At 71.7% G+C, this 15,493-nt stretch carries 16 protein-coding genes; 4 read left to right on the forward strand and 12 right to left on the reverse strand.

Features of this window, described 5'->3' with window-relative positions; genetic code table 11:
* The first annotated feature begins 85 nt into the window (after positions 1–85).
* A complete protein-coding gene (locus ACQEVI_RS10785) occupies positions 86–694 on the forward strand; it encodes a ribonuclease H family protein (protein ID WP_432898066.1) in 609 nt (202 codons plus the stop codon).
* Between the two features lie 120 nt (positions 695–814).
* Here ACQEVI_RS10785 and ACQEVI_RS10790 read toward each other — a convergent pair whose 3' ends face one another.
* The 10 genes from ACQEVI_RS10790 to ACQEVI_RS10835 all read right to left on the reverse strand — a co-directional run bounded on the left by ACQEVI_RS10790 (position 815) and on the right by ACQEVI_RS10835 (position 11,926).
* A complete protein-coding gene (locus ACQEVI_RS10790) occupies positions 815–2,344 on the reverse strand; it encodes a class-II fumarase/aspartase family protein (RefSeq protein WP_432898069.1) in 1,530 nt (509 codons plus the stop codon).
* Between the two features lie 513 nt (positions 2,345–2,857).
* A complete protein-coding gene (locus tag ACQEVI_RS10795; RefSeq protein WP_432898072.1) occupies positions 2,858–2,995 on the reverse strand; it encodes a hypothetical protein in 138 nt (45 codons plus the stop codon).
* A 163-nt stretch (positions 2,996–3,158) separates the two neighbouring features.
* Entirely contained in the window at positions 3,159–4,175 is a 1,017-nt protein-coding gene (locus ACQEVI_RS10800; protein ID WP_432898075.1) for a branched-chain amino acid ABC transporter permease, read from the reverse strand.
* Positions 4,172–5,071, reverse strand: a complete 900-nt coding sequence (locus tag ACQEVI_RS10805; RefSeq protein WP_432898078.1) for a branched-chain amino acid ABC transporter permease — start codon at positions 5,069–5,071, stop codon at positions 4,172–4,174. Before ACQEVI_RS10805 ends, ACQEVI_RS10800 begins: the two co-directional genes overlap by 4 nt.
* A gap of 39 nt (positions 5,072–5,110) precedes the next feature.
* Positions 5,111–5,827, reverse strand: a complete 717-nt coding sequence (locus tag ACQEVI_RS10810; RefSeq protein WP_432898081.1) for an ABC transporter ATP-binding protein — start codon at positions 5,825–5,827, stop codon at positions 5,111–5,113.
* Positions 5,824–6,621 (reverse strand): ABC transporter ATP-binding protein, encoded by a 798-nt coding sequence (locus tag ACQEVI_RS10815; protein WP_432898084.1) that lies wholly within the window; start codon positions 6,619–6,621, stop codon positions 5,824–5,826. Before ACQEVI_RS10815 ends, ACQEVI_RS10810 begins: the two co-directional genes overlap by 4 nt.
* Positions 6,622–6,669: 48 nt before the next feature.
* The gene (locus ACQEVI_RS10820) at positions 6,670–7,980 is read right to left on the reverse strand and encodes an ABC transporter substrate-binding protein (protein WP_432898087.1); all 1,311 of its coding nucleotides are present in this window, start codon (positions 7,978–7,980) and stop codon (positions 6,670–6,672) included.
* Between the two features lie 122 nt (positions 7,981–8,102).
* Positions 8,103–9,002, reverse strand: coding sequence for a dioxygenase (locus tag ACQEVI_RS10825; protein WP_432898090.1), 900 nt, complete (start codon positions 9,000–9,002; stop codon positions 8,103–8,105).
* Positions 8,995–10,824, reverse strand: coding sequence for an FAD-dependent oxidoreductase (locus ACQEVI_RS10830; RefSeq protein ID WP_432898093.1), 1,830 nt, complete (start codon positions 10,822–10,824; stop codon positions 8,995–8,997). The genes ACQEVI_RS10825 and ACQEVI_RS10830 overlap by 8 nt, the downstream gene beginning before the upstream one ends.
* Before the next feature lie 64 nt (positions 10,825–10,888).
* On the reverse strand, positions 10,889–11,926 hold the full coding sequence (locus ACQEVI_RS10835) for an AraC family transcriptional regulator (RefSeq protein ID WP_432898096.1): 1,038 nt from the start codon (positions 11,924–11,926) through the stop codon (positions 10,889–10,891).
* Positions 11,927–12,109: 183 nt separating this feature from the next.
* On the opposite strand from ACQEVI_RS10835, the gene ACQEVI_RS10840 reads away from it, so the two are divergent.
* Positions 12,110–12,793 carry a histidine phosphatase family protein gene (locus tag ACQEVI_RS10840; RefSeq protein ID WP_432898099.1) on the forward strand — a complete coding sequence of 228 codons (684 nt, stop codon included), beginning with the start codon at positions 12,110–12,112 and terminating at the stop codon, positions 12,791–12,793.
* 15 nt (positions 12,794–12,808) lie between these two features.
* On the forward strand, positions 12,809–13,300 hold the full coding sequence (locus ACQEVI_RS10845; protein WP_432898102.1) for a PH domain-containing protein: 492 nt from the start codon (positions 12,809–12,811) through the stop codon (positions 13,298–13,300).
* 1 nt (position 13,301) lies between these two features.
* On the opposite strand, the gene ACQEVI_RS10850 is transcribed toward ACQEVI_RS10845, so the two are convergent.
* Positions 13,302–14,138 (reverse strand): MerR family transcriptional regulator, encoded by an 837-nt coding sequence (locus tag ACQEVI_RS10850; RefSeq protein WP_432898104.1) that lies wholly within the window; start codon positions 14,136–14,138, stop codon positions 13,302–13,304.
* Positions 14,139–14,180: 42 nt separating this feature from the next.
* On the opposite strand from ACQEVI_RS10850, the gene ACQEVI_RS10855 reads away from it, so the two are divergent.
* The gene (locus ACQEVI_RS10855; protein ID WP_432898107.1) at positions 14,181–14,672 is read left to right on the forward strand and encodes a DUF6194 family protein; all 492 of its coding nucleotides are present in this window, start codon (positions 14,181–14,183) and stop codon (positions 14,670–14,672) included.
* A 23-nt stretch (positions 14,673–14,695) separates the two neighbouring features.
* Here ACQEVI_RS10855 and ACQEVI_RS10860 read toward each other — a convergent pair whose 3' ends face one another.
* Positions 14,696–15,415: an MOSC domain-containing protein gene (locus tag ACQEVI_RS10860; RefSeq protein WP_432898110.1), complete on the reverse strand. Its 720-nt coding sequence runs from the start codon at positions 15,413–15,415 to the stop codon at positions 14,696–14,698.
* Positions 15,416–15,493: the final 78 nt, after the last annotated feature.

Here is a 15,493-nt window from a genome sequence, read left to right on the forward strand (position 1 = left end):
CGCTCCGCCGAACTCTGTGGCCGGCCAGACCCGAACGCGCCGTTCACCGGCCTGCCGTACGGATTCTCGGGTAGAAGGAGGCACAATGGACGCCGTGATCATCGTCAGCACGCACGGGTCGGCCGCACCCGGCGGCGCGATCGGATGGGCGTGGATCAACCACGCGGGCGGTCAGTTCGACTCGGGCGGCGCTGCCCGGGGAAACGACCAGGTCGCAGCGCTCTCGGCCCTGCTACGAGCCATCGAGGCGCACCCTGGTGACGAACCCTTGCTCGTGGAGTCCGGCTCGCAGTACGCCATCCGATCAGTGTCCGAGTGGTCCGAAGGATGGAAGCGCAACGACTGGCGCTCCCCGTCCGGCGACCCGGTCCCGAACCTCGACCTGGTGCAGGGCATCGACCGCGCTGTCACGGAGCGCACGGGTCCGGTCCGGTTCCACTGGGTGCGGGGCCACGTGGGCAACCCGTACAACGACCGGGTCGACCAGCTCGCCGGCTTCGCGGCCGAGGAGTGGGACGCGGGGCGGGGCGGCGTCGGCGAGATGCTCGTACCCGACGCCGGGATGATTCCCGACGCCGAGCTGCGCGGCGCCGGCTTCACCGCCGAGCCGCCGGAGGTTCCCGTTCGGGTGACGCCACCTGCCCCGGTCGGGACGAGCGCCGGGCGGGCGTGGGAGTCGGGCACTCTCTTCTGACGGGCTCTTGTCCGCGGACCCTGCACTCGCGAACATGCGACGAGGGCCTGCGGCCCTGACTCGACGTACCTGGTACGTCGAGTCAGGGCCGCAGGCCCTCGTTCTGAGCTGCCGGGAAGATCAGAGGCCGACGAGCAGGAGGTCCTCAGGGGTCCGGGCGACGGGGGCCATCCGGTCGGAGTCCTGGTCCATGCCCGAGTCCGCGTCGAGGTGCATGCCCGTGTCGTGGATGCCGCTGTCCGTGGCGACCGGGTCGGCGTCGCCGTCGTCCTTCGTGGCCGTCTCGCGCAGGAAGTACGGGACGGGCTTGGCCGTGCGGGCGCTGAACTCGAGCCGGTCGGCGACGGCGCGCGCGTGCTGCGCCATCTCGTGCGCGATGGCGACGCTCTCGCCCAGGTACGCGCGCGGGTCGATCAGGCGCTGGATCTCTTCCCTGTCGAAGTAGGCGCTGACCGTCGTGTTCCGGACCAGCAGGTCGAGGAACTGCGCGTCGCCGCACGCCGACTCCTGCGCCACCTCGTACACGACCTCGTGCGCCTTCTGCCGGCCGATGCGTTCGCCGAGCTCCATCATGAGCGACTCCGACCCGATGAGGCCCTCGCTCAGCGCGAGGTTGGCGCGCATGCGCTGCTCGTCCAGCTCGAGACCGTCGAGGATGACGTCGAGCCGGGTCAGGATGTCGCCGCCGAGCACCGTCGCGCGCTTGACCGTCTCCTCCAAGAGGTCGGTCATGCCGCCGTTCGCCTCGTGGTCGTGCTGCATCGACTCGAGCGCCGGTGCCGCGAGCGCGCGCAGCTGGGCGCTCATCGACAGGAGGTCGAGGGCGAGCTGCGGGTTGCGCTTGTGCGGCATGGTCGAGCTTCCGACGGTGCCGTCGGGGATGGGCTCGAACGCCTCGCCGAACTCCGGCTGCATCATCGAGTAGATGTCCTTGCCGATCTTGCCCGCGGTCCCGGCCACCTGGCCGAGCACGAGGACGAGCTCGACGATCCCGTCGTTGATCGCACGCGACGGAACCGGCATGGTGCCCAGCCCGAGGTGGTTGGCGACCCGGCGCTCGACCTCGCGTCCGGCGGGCCCGAACGACGCGAACGTGCCGACGGCGCCACCCATGAGAACGCGGAACAGCCGGTCCTCGAGGCGCTCCAGGCGGTCGGTGTGGGCGGTGAGCTCGTCGATCCAGACCGCCACCTTGAAGCCGAAGGTGATCGGGACGGCGTGCTGGCTGTGCGTGCGGCCCGCCATCAGCACCGCGGCACTGGCCTCCGCCTGCTTCGACATCCCACGCAGCACCTTGGCCAGCAGGTCCTTGAGCGCCCGGTGCGCGTCGCGCAGCACCAGTACGTCAGCCGTCTGCGTGATGTTCTGCGTGGTGGCGCCCCAGTGCACCCAGCCGCCGTGCTCCCGCCCGACCACCCGTGCGAACTCCTCGATGAGGGGCATCAGGGGGTGGCTCGCCGACACCGTCTCGGCGGCCACGCGGGCGAGGTCCAGCTTCTCGATCTGCGCGGCCTGCGCGATCGCCTCACCGGCGGGCTCAGGGATAAGGCCTACCTCGGCCTCGGCCAGTGCGAGTGCGGCTTCGACGTCGAGCCGCGCCTGGAATCGGTTCTCGACGCTGAAGAGGTGCGCGATCCCGGCGTCGGGCACGCGTCCGTCTGTAAAGTGTCGAATCGATTCGTCGTTCATCCCTGGGTTCCCCACTCGGTTTTGTCGCCGTACGTATCTGAACGTGCTCTGGCCGGCCCGCCCCTGGTGGGACCGCACCGGCGGCGAGTTCCTTCTCAACGTCGTACCGACCGCCGCGGGGCCTTGCCCGCATGACCTGCTGTGCCGAACTCGCTGTATCCACCTGCGTGTCGCATGGACCTGCTGCGACTGACCTGCTGCATCAGATTGTGGAAGAAGATGCTTGTGCAGGCTACCGGAATTGTTTCCGGAATGTAACGCCAGTGAGGTCCGTCACAGGATCTGTTCCCGCCGCAGCCGCCCGGACCGGTAGGTCTGGGCGCCGACCCGAGCGCAGCGGGTGAACTCTGGCCGCGGTTGTATCCGTCTCGCATGGTGGACGGCAGACGCACTGAGCCCGGCCGCACCCGCCATCAGGGGGCGTGCGGCCGGGCTCACTGTCGAGCACCAGCTGTTCGGCGCGAGCGGGCCGCGTCAGCCGGCAGCGGCTTCGTCGGGGGCTTCGCGGTCCTCGCGTTGCGCCCCATATGTGTCGCTGACGCTCCGATGCAGGAGCGTGATCCGGCGAGGGTTGGCGATGGAGTGGTACTGAGCGTCGTCGGCGTCCGTCATGGTCCTCCTCCGGTGCAGGCGTACGAGCTACGGTGCACGTGGTTCTCCGCTGGCGTGCGGGTCTACAAGTTTCGTTGATACCCAGTCGCGGCGTCGACCGAAGAGCCTGTGACATCGCCCTCACCGCCCCGTCGCAACTTTGTCGCGGGCGCGATCGTTGCGGCTACCTGCCCGTTTCAGACGCAACGGCCGCGCCCGCAGCGAAGGGGTGGACGCGGTGGGTGGTCGGGAAGAGCTGGTAGCCCCCGGCGACCAGACCCCAGAGTCCGCGGGGCGCCACGAGGACCACCGCCACGGCGCCGAGCACCACCAGGTACCAGGTACCGAGCGGCGCCAGGAACTGCTGCAACGCCCAGTAGAGAAGGGCCCCGACGAGTGGGCCCTCGATGGTTCCGATACCCCCGACCACCACGATGAAGATCATCGCGGCGGTCCAGCTCACGGAGTAGATGGATCCCGGCGTGACCCCGAGGGTGCTCAGCGCGATCAGGGCTCCCGCGAGCGCCGCCCCGGCCGAGCCCGCGACGTACACGAGGCGGCGCCCGCGGTCCACGGCCACTCCGAGGCTGCTCGCCGCGACGCGGTCGTCGCGGATCGCGGTGAGCCCGAGTCCCACGCGCGAGCGCATCAGCAGGTACGTCCCGAGCACGACGACGACCATGAGCGCCAGCGCGAACCAGTAGACGAACGCCACGCGCTCCACCCGGTCGGTGCCGCGGAAGGCGCTCAGCGACAGCCCCGCCCCGCCACCGAGACCGTCGATCCGCATGGTGACGAGGCGGAACACCTCTGCCACCACCCAGGTGCCGATGGCGAAGTATCCGCCCGCCAGACGGAACACGAGATAGCTCGTCGGCAGGGCGATCGCGGCGCCGATCAGGCCGGCGGCGGGCACGGCCAGCCACGGCGGTGCGCCGACGGCGTCGGCGAGCTGGATCAGCGCGTAGCCGCCCACCCCGACGTAGGCCTGCTGGCCGACGCTCACCATGCCGCCGTAGCCGGCGAGCAGGTTCCAGGTGGTACCGAGTATCACCAAGGCGAAGAGCATCACGAGGCTCGACAGCGCGCCGAGGGTCACCACGTAGGGCACGACGGCGGCGAGCAGCACGACGACGAGCAGCAGGACGCCACCGCCGACCAGGGATCCACGACCGCCTCGGGTGACCTCGGGGCTGCTCATGCCTGCACGCTCCTTGGCATCAGGCCGCCCGGCCGAACCACGAGGACGACGAGGAAGACCAGGTGCCCGGCGAGCACCCCGGACTGCGGGTCGAGCTGTGCGCCGATCGTCTGGGCCAGGCCCAGGACCATGCCGCCCGCGAGGGTGCCCCACAGCGAGCCGAGCCCGCCGATGATCACCGCCTCGAACGCGAACAGCAGCACGAGGTCCCCGTAGCCCGGCGAGAACTGGGTGCTCATGCCGACGAACACGCCCGCGAGCGCCAGCGTGGCGAAGGCGAGGGCGGTCGCCACGGCGTACATGTGCTTCGGGTCGACGCCCGACATGGCGGCGGCTCCGGCGTCGTCGGCGACCGCGCGCATGGCGCGGCCGGTGGTGGTGCGGGCCAGGAAGAGCTGGACCGCGCCGATGACCGCCACCGCGACAGCCAGGGTGATCAGCGGCAGGACGCCCACCGAGAGAGCGCCGACGGGCAGACCGGCCGAGGCGAGGTCGCCGGTGGGGATCTTGCGGGTGTCGGCGCTGAAGACCTCCTGGAGCAGGTTGGTGAGCGCGACGGCGACGCCGAACGACACGAGCAGCGGCGCGAGCTCGCCCGCCCCGCGCGCACCACCCGCCGCGTCCCTGTCGATCTGCGCGAGCGCCGGGTTGAACAGGCCGCGCTGCACCGCGTAGCCGAGCGCGGCGAACACCGGGACCACCACGATGATCGCGAGCCACAGCGGCAGCCCCTGCTGCACCAGGACCAGCGAGAGGTACGCGGCGAGCACCGCGAGCACGCCGTGCGCGAGGTTGACTATGCGCATCACACCGAAGATCAGCGACAGGCCGCAGGCCAGCAGGGCGTACTGCCCGCCGAGCAGCACGCCCTGCGCCCCTGCGTTGAGCCAGTCCATCAGGCCTCCGGTTTCGCTCGGTCCTGTCTCGGCACGGTTCTACCTCGGCGAGGTGTGGGTGATACCGAAGTAGGCGTCGGCCACGGTCTCGCGGTCCAGGCCGGCGGCCGGAGCCTCCAGGACGGTCCGGCCGCCGAGGAGGCACTGGACCCGGTCCGCCACGCGTAGCGCCTGGTCCAGGTCCTGCTCGACGACGAGTGCGGTGGTACCCGCCGCGGTGATCCGCCGGACGGCGTCGTAGAGCTGGGTCACGACGGCGGGCGCGAGCCCGAGGGACACCTCGTCGAGCAGGAGGACCCGCGGGTTCGCCAGCAGCGCCCTGCCGATCGCCACCGCCTGCTGCTGGCCGCCGGACAGCACACCGCCCCGCCGGTCCTTCATCTCCGCCACCAGGGGGAACATGTCGTAGACGGCGCGCAGGTCCCACGGTCCGGGGCGCTTCGGGTAGCGGCCCATGAGCAGGTTCTCCTCGACGGTGAGCGAACCGAAGATGCGCCGCCCCTCCGGGACCAGCGCGATCCCGCGCCGGACGCGCCGGTAGGCAGGCACCCGGGTGACCGGCTCGCCGTCCAGCAGCACGCTGCCCGACGTCGGCGGGTGCGTCCCCGCGAGCGCCGCCAGCAGCGTGGACTTTCCCGCGCCGTTGGCGCCGAGCACCGCGAGGGTCTCCCCCTCGGCCAGAGTCAGGGATATGCCATCCACCGCGAGCAGGTCGCCGTACCGGACCTCCAGGCCGGTCGCCTCCAGGACGTTCATGTGGTCCCCTCGGTGGGCTCGGGGTTCGACGCGGGGTCCGCCGGGGACTCCACGACCGTGTCGACCGTCGAGCCCAGGTAGACCTCGATCACCTGGGGGCTGCGGATCACCTCGTGCGGGTCGCCCTGCGCGATCACCTCGCCCCCGGCCAGGCACATCAGCCGGTCCACGACGTCGAGCAGCGCGTGCAGCACGTGCTCTATCCAGACGATCGCCACGCCGTCGTCCCGCAGGCGGCGCACGAGGCTCACGACCTGCGGCAGCTCGCTGTCGGTGAGGCCGCCGGCTATCTCGTCCAGCAGCAGCAGGCGCGGAGCGGTCGCGAGCGCCCGTGCGACCTCCAGCCGCTTGCGGTCCAGCAGGCGCAGGCTGCCCGACGGCGTGTTGGCCGCCTCGGTCATGTCCGTCACCTCGAGCGCGTGCCAGGCCTGCGCGTGCGAGTCCCGTGCCACCCCTCTCCCGGCGTGCCGCCGCCCCGAGAACGACGCTCCGACCAGTACGTTCTCGTACACGGTCAGGCCACCGAAGGGCCGCGGCACCTGGTACGACCTGGCGATCCCCCGGTCGGCGCGGGCCGCGGCGCCGAGCCGGGTGACGTCGTGGCCGTCGAGCACCACGGTCCCGGCGTCGGCCCGCTGGGTGCCCGCGACGATGTCGAGGAGGGTGGTCTTGCCCGCGCCGTTCGGGCCGACGAGGCCGAGCGCCTCGCCCGCGACGACGTCGAAGGACACGTCGCGGGCGGTGACCACGCGGCCGAAGCGCTTGGCGACGGCCGACACCTCGAGGAGGGGCACGCGTGCAGTCCTTTCGGGGTCTCGACAGGCTCGACCAGCGGGGGCGGGTTACCCGAGCGGCTCGACCTCGCCGCCCGTCGGGATCTCCGGGGCCAGCTTGTTGGAGACCACCACGAGCTCGTAGGGGTGCTCGCCCTCGTCCTCGCCCTCGTCCAGCCGCCACTGGCCGCCGGCCAGCGGCGTCTTGGCGACGTACGGCGGGACCGTGTCGTCGGCACCCCAGGCGACGTCGCCGACCACCGTGGAGACCTCGAGCGTGGACAGGGCCTCGGTGATCGCGTCGGGCTCGGTGGACCCGGCCTTCTCCACGGCGGCGACCGTGATCTCGAACAGGGCCTCCGCGAAGCCGAGCGGCTGCGTCCACTGCTTGCCCGTGTCGGCCTCGTACTGGTCGGCCAGTTCCTGCGCCGTCTGCCCGGTCAGGGACGAGGAGAACGGCGCGGTCGGGTGCCACCACACCTCGGAGGTGAGGCCGTCGCCCGCGTTGCCCAGCGCCTCGACCGCCGAGGGGAAGAGCAGCGCCTTGCCGATCGTCGCGACCTTCGGCTGGTAGCCCTGCTGCCCGGCCTGCTGCCAGAAGGTGGTGAAGTCCGGCGGGATCGGCACGCCGACGAGGATGTCGTGGCCCTTGAACGCGGAGAGCTGCGCCGAGAAGTCCTGGGTGCCGTTCGGGTACAGGCCCGGGTCGTCGATGGTGACTCCCGTGTCCGCGGTGAGGGCGGGGAAGTTGGCGCTCCACGCCTGGCCGTCCGGGTCGTTCGGAAACAGACCCGCCGCCTTGGAGTTGGTGTCGACCTGGCTCCAGATGTCCGCGTAGACCGCGGAGACGTCCTCCAGGCCCCAGAACGCGTGATAGCTGTACCTGAGGTCGGCCGGCTGGTCGCCCTCGCGGATCGCGAAGGGCTGCCAGGGCGCGACCGTCGAGATGCACGGGACCGAGTTGGCCTCGCACTGCTCCGAGACGGGGTTGGTGATGTCCGGCGTGGACGAGGTGAGCACCAGGTCGACGCCGTCGGTGTTGATCAGCTCCGCGGCGACCTCACCCGCACGCGCCGAGCTGGACTGCGAGTCCTTCACGATGATCTCGACCGTGTGCTCGCTCCCGTCGACGGTGACCGGGTTGTCCGCGAACCACTTCTCCATCGCCTCGATCACGTAGGTGTTGGCCTCGCCGAACGGCGCCGACGGACCCGTCTCGGTCGAGACGAAGCCGATCTTCAGCACGTCGCCGTCCCCGCCGTCCCCGCCGATCGGTCCACCGCCGACGTCGCCGCAGCCCGCGAGCGTTCCCGCGAGCACCGCCGTCGACGCCCAGGCCGCTGTCGCCCTGACCGTCCGGACCCGTCCGTTGCGAACCATCGTCGTCACTCCAAGTCAGTAGTCGAGCCGGTAGTTGTCAGACGTACGGGTCACCGGGGTGACCTGTACGTCTGACACGTCGCTGTGACTTTCAGGTGGTGCGGTGGTGCGGGTGGTGCGGGCTACTCGCGTGGGGCGAGCACCATGTCGAACCGGGTGCGCGACCACGTGCCCTCTACCGCGCGGCCGTCCGGCGTCGGCGTGCCGGCCGACAGTTCCTCGAAGTCCATGACCAGCGAGTCCTTGACCCCGAACACGGAGTCCGAGGCGAGCTGCTCGTCGCCGCGCACGAAGATGTGGGTCACCAGGGTGCGCAGCTCCGGCGCGGTCACCATGAAGTGCAGGTGCGCCGCGCGCATGGGCGAGCGGCCCGACGCCGCGAGGAGCGCGCCCACCGGCCCGTCGTGCGGGATCGGGTACGGCGTCGGCGTGATGCCCCAGAACCGGTAACCGCCGTCGTCGTCCGAGTAGAGGTGCGCGCGGCCGGCGGTGCGCTCGTCGCCGTACTGGACGTCGTAGAACCCGTCCTCGTCGGCCTCCCACACCTCGATCCGGGCCCCTCGCACCGGTCTGCCGGACGTGTCGGAGACGGTGCCCTCGACCCAGCAGGGCTGCCCCGTGGCGCCGCCGGCGATGTCGCCGCCGTTCTCGATCCGCGGGGCGTCGTCCACGAAGAACGGACCGAAGACCGTCGCCTCCGTGGCGTTCGCGTAGGCCTCGTTGTTGATGGCGATCGTCTGCATGGAGGCGCCCAGCACGTCGGACAGCAGGATGAACTCCTGCCGCTTGTCGTCGGTGATGTGGCCGGCGGCCGTGAGGAACTCGATGGCCTTGTTCCACTCGTCCTCGGTGAGGCGCACCTCGCGCAGGAACGCGTGCAGGTGCCGGGTCAGGGACTGCAGGACGGTCCTCAGCCGCTCGTCGTCCGGGCCGTCGAAGGACGCCGCCACCCGGTCGGTGAGCTCCTGCTCCCGGGCGGCCTGCTCGGCGGCGGCCGCGCCGTTGGGGACCGGTTCAGTCATCGTGCTCGCTCCGTCCCAGCACCGTTCGCAGCGCGTCACCCAGCGCGCGCGCCGGGTCGTCGGCGAGCGCCTGCGCACGCCACGCCACGTGCGAGTCGGGACGGACCAGGATCGCGCCCGACTCCTCGACGCCGCGCATCTTCGCCCAGTCGTAGTAGGTGTCGATGACCTCGCGGCCCGGCCCGATCACCACGGCCGCCAGCGGCACGCCGAGCTCGTCGGCGACCTTCGCCGCGGCGTCGGCCCAGGCCTCGCCCGCGATGCCGGTCACGAGCGTGAACTGCCCGTACGGCACGAGGTCGTGCGTCGAGCGCTTGTGCCCGTCGACGTCGGCCACCCACACGTGCGGGAACCGCGCGCCGGGGACCGTGGACTGCTTGTAGTAGAGCTCGGGGTCGCGCTCGTCCACAGGCTGGGGAGAACCGTCGGGCACGATCGCGGCGGACTCGTAGAACTGCCCCATGTCCACGCCGTGCGCGTTGAACTCGTAGTGCTTGAGGTCCATCGCCTCGACGAGCGCCGCGCGCTTGGCCGCGCCGGCCGGGGTGTTCGCCTTGCGCTCGTCGATGGCGGCCTGCATCGCCTCGGGCGTCTCGGCGTCCAGGACGCCCAGCACCTCCATGAACCGGAACTCGCCGCCGGACTTGTTGGCCCGCAGCACTATCTGCTCGGCGACCGGAGCGCGCTCGGTCGAGTAGGTGTCGAGCAGGGACGGCGCCGCCTGGCCGTTCAGCACCGCGGCGATCTTCCACGCCAGGTTGTACGAGTCCTGGACCGACGTGTTGGAGCCCAGGCCGTTGCTCGGCGGGTGCCGGTGCACGGCGTCGCCGGCACAGAAGACCCGACCCTGCTGCAGGTGGGTCGCGTACATCTGGTTGTTGCCCCACAGGGAGTAGCCGGTGATCTCGACGTCCAGGTCGTCGACGCCGACGAGCTGGCGCACGATGTCGGCGGCCGCGGCGTCGTCGAGCTGCGGCGGGTCGCCCGCGATGTCGTAGCCCCACACGATCAGCCACTCGTTCCACGGCCGCACCATCCGGACCAGGCCCGCGCCGATGCCGCCGACGTCGGACCCCGGCTGCAGCACCCAGTACAGGACCGACGGGCGATGGCCCACGAGATGCGTGAGGTCCGCCTTGAACGTGATGTTCATGGAGCCGGCGATGTCCATCGCGCCTTCCATGGGCAGGCCGAGGTCGGCGGCCACCTGGGAGCGGGCGCCGTCTCCGCCGATCAGGTACCTCGACCGGATCGTGTACTCCGTGCCGGTGACGCGGTCGAGCACGCGGGTGCTGACGCCGTCGGCGTCCTGGGTGTGGCTCAGGTACTCCGTGGAGAACCGCGACTGCGTGCCGCGCTGGGTCGCGTTCTTGACCAGGATCGGCTCGAGGTAGGTCTGCGGGATGTCCACCGTGAGCGACGGCGAGGCGAGCCGCGCGTCCGCCTCGCGCGCGGGGTGCGTCTCCCAGGTGAGGATGCGGCCGATCTCCTCGCCCGCGATCGTCGTGCAGAACACCGTGTCGCCCACCAGCTCGTGGGGCGTGGCGTCCGCGAGCACCTGGTCCTCGATGCCGAGGTCGCGGAAGATCTCCATCGTCCGCTGGTTCGTGATGTGCGCGCGCGGGGTGTTCGCCGTCCAGCGGTACTTGGTGATCATGATGTTGCTGATCCCCAGGCTGGACAGGAACAGGGCGGCGGAAGCACCCGCGGGCCCCGAGCCGACGACCAGCACGTCGGTATCGACGACGACGTCGGTGGGCGTGGCGCCGGCAGGGCTGCTGGGCAGTGCGGTCTCGGTCAGACCGTCGTCGAACTCAGGCATGCGCACAGGCTGCCGTGGCCTCCCACCAGGGAAAAGGGATGACCACGAAAGTCGGCGGAAATCCTCAAGAGTCGATGGGGAGGCTGTTGGACGGGCCCGGGTACCGACGGGCCTCAGACGGCGACATGCCCGACTGCTCCCGGAAGACGCGCGAGAACTGTGCGGCCGACGAGAAGCCGCAGCGCAGTCCGATGGCCTCGACCGTCTGCTCGGCGTAGGACGGCATGCGCAGCATGCGGGCCGCCATCTCCACCCGACGACGGGCGACGAGCCGCGGCACGCTCGTGCCGCACTCGGCGCACACCCGCGAGAGCTGCCGTTCACTGAGTCCTATCGCGTCGGCGATGCGGCGCGCGGACAGCGTGGGGTCACGCAGCCACTGCCGCACGTACTGCTCGGCGGCGGCGAAGTGGGCGCCCGTCGTCGGCGTCCTGGTCGCGGGCGGGGTGTCGGCGGTGTCCGGCTCGGTCAGTACCGCGGCGACCAGCTCGAGCAGCGCGTCCTCGTTCGCCGAGCCGCCCTCCTGGGAGACCACGGCGCGCGCGACCAGCGCGGCCAGGGCCGCCGCGTAGGGGTCCGCTCCCCGGGCCGGTGCCGATCCTCCCGAGCCGGCCCGCGTGCGGAAGTCGACCACCCTGGCGGCGCGCGGCATGGTGACGCCCGCCGACCGGAGCACGTCGTAGGGCACCTTGACCGCCAGCTCCTCCAGCCCGTGCGCGAAGCCGCGCAGGAACGGCCGGTCGGCGTCGCATACCAGGAGCTGGCCGGGGCGCAGCCTCCGGGTGCCGTTGTCGTCGGCGAAGATCGCCTCGCCCGCGAGCGTGAGGTACAGGGCCACCGACTCGGTCGGGCGGGCGCGAACGGTCCGCGCGGTGCGTTCGACGGCGTGCGGGTTGGCCACCACGTGCGCCAGGTGCAGCCGGTCCAGCTGGAGGTTCGCCTCCGCGGCCTCGAGCGCCGACTCGTCGAGCATGCGGGCCTGCAGCGCCACCAGGGCGTGCGCGTTGTGCCTCTCCCAGAGCTCGATCCGCCGCGTTGCGGGCAGGCCTCGTGTGGAGAAGCGATCCACGGCGCCGTGCGACGCCGGTGTGCCTCGGGTCACGGTGCCCAGAGTAGGTCCGGTGAGTGTGGGCGCACCAGGATTCTCCGTGATCCCCCGGCGTGTTGGCCTGGCGTGTTCGGGCAGGTCAGAGGCGGTCTCGACAAGCTCGACCACCGAGGGCAGGTCCCGGCGCCCCGGCGAGCCGCGGGTGCGGGCGGCCGTCGGGCGCGGGATGCTCCACGTATGTCTGACGCACCCCGCACCGAGCCACGGCCGCAGCCCCTGAAGCCGTCCCGCGACCCGCAGCTCGTGCTCCTGCGGCACGGCGAGACCGAGTGGAGCGCGAGCGGACAGCACACGGGGCGCACCGACATCCCGCTCACCACGGCCGGCGAGCAGCAGGCACGGTACGCCGGGGGCGCCCTCGCGGACTACGAGTTCGCCGCCGTGTACACGTCCCCGCTGACCCGGGCGCGGCGGACGGCGGAGCTGGCGGGCCACGCGGACGCCGTCGTCGACGAGGACCTCGCCGAGTGGGACTACGGCCCCGTCGACGGCCGCACCTCGCGCGACGTCTCCGCGGAGCTGGGGCGGGAGTTCCTCATCTTCGACGACGGCGTGCGCGTGCTGCCGCCGTCGGCAGAGCACGGCGAAGGACGGCCCGGGGAGACGCTGGACGACGTGGCGGCCCGGGCCGCACGGGTGGTGGCGCGGGCGGAGGAGACGCTCGCCGCCCGGGCCGAGGACGGCGGCGGTGACGTGCTGCTCGTGGCGCACGGGCACCTGCTCCGCGTGCTCGCCACGGTCTGGCTCGGCGTCGACCCGCGGCTCGGGGCCCGGTTCGAGCTCGGGACCGCCGCCGTCTGCCTGCTGGGGTACGGACACAGCCTGCGGACCGTAGAAGGATGGAACCTGGCAGCCCAGTAGGGCAGTATTCGCGGAATGAGGGAAGAGCACCTCGCCGAAGGCGAGACCATCGTGATGCAGCTCCGGACCCACCCGAAGAAGGTCATCAAGCCGATCCTGCTGCTCGTGGTGCTGATCGCCGCCCTCGTCGCGCTGTGGGTGGTTCCGCTGCCGGTCGACGGAGTGGTGCTCGGGCTCGCGACGCTCGCGCTGGTCGTGCTCGGCCTGGCCGCCGCCGCCGGGCCGTTCCTGCGCTGGCGCACCACGCGGTACATCATCACCAACCAGCGCGTCGCGCTGCGCACCGGCATCCTCACCCAGACCGGCCGGGACATCCCGCTCTACCGGATCAACAACGTGACCTTCGAGAAGCAGCTCAGCGACCGGTTCTGGGGCTGCGGCACCCTCGTGATCTCCGACGGCACCGACCAGCCCGGCATGGTGCTCGACGACGTGCCCGACGTCGAGCGGGTGCAGCGCGCGCTGCAGGACCTGGTGCGCCAGGGCAAGCAGCTCAGCGACGACTGACTCAGCTTCTCGCCCCCTGCCGCCCCACGTCGTCGAGAACAGCGGCCAGGTCGGCGCCCGCGCGGAGCAGGGCGACCGTGCGGACGGCGATCTGGTCGAGACGCTGGTCCAGTATCCGCTCCGCCCGGACGGCTCCTTCGGCGGCGCCGTCGACCTGTCCTTCGGCGACGCCGACCTGGCGGAGCGTCGCGACGACGTCCCGCACGGCCGGGATGCCGTACCCGCTGCTGCGGAGGGCCGCGACGATACGCGCCTCCTGGATCGCTCCGGTCCCGTACTGGCGAGCGCGCAAGGTCGTCACGCGGTCGGGGACCGCGAGCCCCTCCTGCTCCCAGAACCGGAGCGTCGACGTGCGCACGCCGAGCGCCGCGGCGAGCTCGGTGATCGTCATGGTGTCGCCGGTACTGTCAGGCGGGGCGCCTGTGGGGTCGGCGTCCGGTGCCACGGCTGGGGCGGCGGCCTCCGCCCGGATCGCACGGAGCGCCGCACGGGCGCGCAAAGCCTCGTCCCGCTCACGTGCGAGCCGGACGTGCACCGCACCGATCGCGGCGGCGGCGTCGGCGAGGCGCGTTCCGGGCTCCGCGAGATCGACCTGTGCCGCGGCGAACGTCGTGGCGAGCAGGCACCGCGCGTCCACGGGCCCGGCGGCGCTCGCGAGCCCACGGTAGGCGCGCAGCGCCCGGACGTGCGTAGCCGTGTAGGCCCGATACCCGTTGGGGGCCCTGACGGCGGACGGTAGGACGCCGAGCCGTTCCAGGTCCCGGACCTGCTGCACGGAGTATCCGGACTCCCGCGCGACGTCGGCGGTCCGGAGCGGTGGCCGGTCCTCTCGCGTCATCCGCCCAACCCCACACAAGCACTTGAAGGTGATGCTTGAACCATGAGCACCCACCTGAGTATCGACCAGATCATCGGCACCGTGCGGGATCTCGACGGCTCGCTCGTCGTGGCGCCCGCCGTCGGCGACGCCGACTTCCCCGAGCTGGCCTGGGGCGACACCTTCTTCTACTACGCCCCCGACGGCCAGATGCCGCGGACCGTCCAGCCCTACGGCACGGTCGTCACCAAGAACTACCCGGACGACACCGGATCGGATCTCGACCCGGCCGGGCGCTGGCGCGTGAACATCCATGTCGACCGGGCGACGTTCCGCGAGCTCACGACCACCCGGGACGCCGGAGCCGGGCTCGACGGCGCGGAGGCTTCCGCGATCGATCCGGCCACGCCCGACGTCGTGCTGCCGCACCCGGTCTACGGGTCCGCCGGCTGGATCGCCGTCGTCAACCCTGGACCGGAGACCGCCGACACGGTCCTGCGCCTCCTCCGCGAGGCGCACGACGCCGCCCGCACCCGCTACGCCCGCCGACACTGACACGGGACCGGACCGGACCGTGGTTAGTCGACCGGGATGGTTGTCGCCTGGGTGGTGCGGCGGAGCATGCCGGCGCTGAGCCGGATCTCGCCGAGGGTGTGCGCGGCCAGGAGCCGTCGTGCCAGCTTCTCCAGCGCGTCCGGGTCGGGTGCGCCCCGGCCGTCCGCGGTGTCCACGGCGTCGCCGGCCTCCTGGCGGGCCAGGCCGTAGCTCGCCGCGAACCAGTCCGCGACGGTCACCCCGTGCACGGGCGTGTGCACGACGTCGACGGTGTCACCCGCGCCGATCTCACCGTTCTCGATCACGCGAAGGTAGGCGCCCGTGCGGTTCGCCTGCGTGAACCGGCGCACCCAGCGCTGCTCGCCCAGCCGGCGGCCGAAGGTCTGGCAGGGCACGCGCGGGTGCGTGACCTCGAGCAGCGAGGAGCCGACGCGCCAGCGTTCCCCGATCACCGCGCGGTTCACGTCCAGCCCTCGCACGCGCAGGTTCTCGCCGAACAGCCCGGGCGTGACGTCGCGGCCCAGCTCGGCGGACCAGAAGTCGGCGTCCTCCTGCGCGTACGCGTAGACGGCCTGGTCGAGGCCGCCGTGGCTCGCGCGGTCCGCCTGGACGTCCGCGTACAGGCCGTACGGCCGGACCTTGACGCGGCCCTCGACCGGGCGCTTGTCGATGGCCGTCACGCCCACGGTGCCGGCGTCGGGGAGCAGGACGTGGACGCGGCAGACCGCGAGAAGCTCAACCATGCGCACATGCTCCCACCCCCGGAAACCCCTTATTCGCACGTGTCAGACGCTCAGGTCACCAGGGTGTCCTGAGCGTCT

Origin of the sequence: Promicromonospora sp. CA-289599 (genome assembly GCF_050936155.1) — a bacterium.
GTDB lineage: Bacteria > Actinomycetota > Actinomycetes > Actinomycetales > Cellulomonadaceae > Promicromonospora.